The following is a 2,138-nucleotide window of genomic DNA, read 5'->3' as shown; positions in this document are numbered from 1 at the left end:
CTCGTTCCCAAGCTCCGGCTTGGGAACGGGATTGTTTGAGAAGCTCCAGCTTCGAATGAAAAAGAGAATGGGCACATGTCAGCTTATACTTTTCAGTATATTATCAAGATATTTGGCGTCCTATTTTGAGCCGAATAATGCTTGCTGAGTGGAAGCGAGAGCTTCCAATACCATTGCGTTCCCAAGCCGGACAGACTGGGTCAAATGGACAATTTATCCTATTTTACGACAGGCATTCTCCACTTTAATGGGAAAAACAGCACTAAATAGGGTCGAAAACAGGCATAATGCGAGGAGTTGCCCCCACTTTTGAGGCAACAAAGTTCATTTGACCCAGTCTGCGGAGCTTGGGAACGAGCGTTTTTGTTTTTTCAAAAAACTAAAGTGTTACGAAATTATTATAAGAACCTAAACTTTTTGAGAAGTTATGAAGGAGGGCAAAAATGCTGAAAGATATGATTATAAAAAACAGAAGTTACCGGAGATTTTATCAGGAATTTCTGATAGAGAGGGAAGTATTGGAAACCCTTGTAGATTACGCACGACTTTCTGCATCCGCTGGCAACATGCAGCCGTTGAAATATATGCTTTCCTGTGACGTACAAAAGAATGCCTTAATATTCCCGCATCTTGCCTGGGCGGGTTACCTGCAGGACTGGCCCGGGCCTGTGGAAGGGGAGAGGCCTTCTGCATATATAGTAATGCTTGGGGATACCACTATCAGCAAAAACTTTTGGTGCGACCATGGCGTTGCGGCGCAGAGTATTCTCCTTGGGGCAACGGAAAATGGGCTTGGTGGATGTATTATTGGATCAATACAGAAAGAAGGATTGCGAAACGTATTGAACATTCCCGGTGAGTATGAAATCCTTCTTGTATTGGCGCTGGGAAAACCGAAGGAGAAGGTGCTTATTGAGCCGGTGGGCAGCGACGGGGACATAAAATACTGGAGGGACAAGGAAATGATACACCATGTACCGAAGCGGGCGTTAGTGGAAATTATTATTCCTTAGACAGGGCTTGTAACTTTTCAATCGGCAGTCCACAAGCTACAGTCAGCAGTCCTCAATCTGCAATTTGATGGCTGTAGACTGCCGACCGTGTCATATTCTCCATTAATAAGAAAGCAGGGGGCATTAACTTATCGGGAAGTAACTATGGCTTCAACCCTGTTTCCTCCATCGTTTTTCGCTTTGTAGAAGGCCTTATTTGCGAGCGTCACCAAAGGTTCTACTTCGGATGCGTGTTCCGGAAATGAGGAGATGCCGATGCTGATAGTAATGTTTACCTGATTGCCTGAAGCCGGATCATGAAAACCGGTATATTCTACGCGTTGTCTGATTCCGTCTGCTTTCACCAGCGCCCTTGTGGCAAAGGTTGACGGCATAATAATGGCGAATTCCGCTTCATCATACCTTGCTATAATATCGGAATTACTGACCGAGTCGCATAAGACTCCCGCTATCTGCTGCAGTAGGAGATTCCTCGCATTATTGGAGCCGTATATTTCGGTTGTTGCTTTATGATTGTCGGGACCCAATATAAGAAGGCTTAAGTTTTCGCCCCTTCTTTTTGCCACTGCGAGTTGCTTTGTCAATAGTTCTGTAAAATACCGTTTATTGTATATTCCTTGAAATTCGTCCATCACGTTTGTATGTTTCGCTATCTCAAGAAGTTCCAATTTGTGCAGAGCGAGCGCTGCCGTTTCTGTATAATTAGACATAAGCCTTTGGGTTTTTTTGTTTTTCCATGTGCTGAATTCTTTTTTCATCATGAGCACCATACCTGCCGTCTTGTTTCCAATAATGATGGGAAAACAAACATACCCGCCTCTTTTCCCGCGTGTTACAATACATTCACACGGAGATTCGGTGGTAATATCATTTATGACTGATTTTTTCCCGGTATTTATTACTTTGCACAGTGAAGGGTCAAGTATTGCTTCCTTATGTATTAATTCGCCGGCGGGCATTACAGGGTCAATGACCGGCAGGTAAAGCATGTTTTTTTCGGCTCGTCCGCAGAATCTGTGGGTAATAAGTAAGGATTAGTAAGAGAAAAGGTGCATTGCCATCCCAAAGGGAGTAAGATGTTTTTTATCAAGAAAGCATCTTAACCCAAAAGGAGAGGCAATGCAG

Annotated in this window: 2 protein-coding genes; one reads left to right on the top strand and one right to left on the bottom strand. The window is 43.9% G+C overall.

Annotated elements, in window-relative coordinates; genetic code table 11:
- Positions 1–443 precede the first annotated feature (443 nt).
- A complete protein-coding gene (locus QZT26_RS17320; protein ID WP_099323877.1) occupies positions 444–1,013 on the top strand; it encodes a nitroreductase family protein in 570 nt (189 codons plus the stop codon).
- A 128-nt stretch (positions 1,014–1,141) separates the two neighbouring features.
- Here QZT26_RS17320 and QZT26_RS17315 read toward each other — a convergent pair whose 3' ends face one another.
- Positions 1,142–2,002 (bottom strand): GGDEF domain-containing protein, encoded by an 861-nt coding sequence (locus QZT26_RS17315; protein WP_295103956.1) that lies wholly within the window; start codon positions 2,000–2,002, stop codon positions 1,142–1,144.
- Between the last annotated feature and the right edge of the window lie 136 nt (positions 2,003–2,138).

The sequence above is a fragment of the uncultured Candidatus Kuenenia sp. genome, assembly GCF_900696675.1.
Taxonomy (GTDB): domain Bacteria; phylum Planctomycetota; class Brocadiia; order Brocadiales; family Brocadiaceae; genus Kuenenia; species Kuenenia stuttgartiensis_A.
The sequence above is the reverse complement of the archived record's forward strand: the minus strand, read 5'-3'. Positions and strand labels throughout refer to the sequence as shown.

What these genes read in the sequence shown, in the direction of transcription:
- QZT26_RS17320 (WP_099323877.1), top strand. Translation starts at nt 444, where the DNA reads ATGCTGAAAGATATGATTATAAAAAACAGAAGTTACCGGAGATTTTAT.
- QZT26_RS17315 (WP_295103956.1), bottom strand. Translation starts at nt 2,002, where the DNA reads ATGCTTTACCTGCCGGTCATTGACCCTGTAATGCCCGCCGGCGAATTA.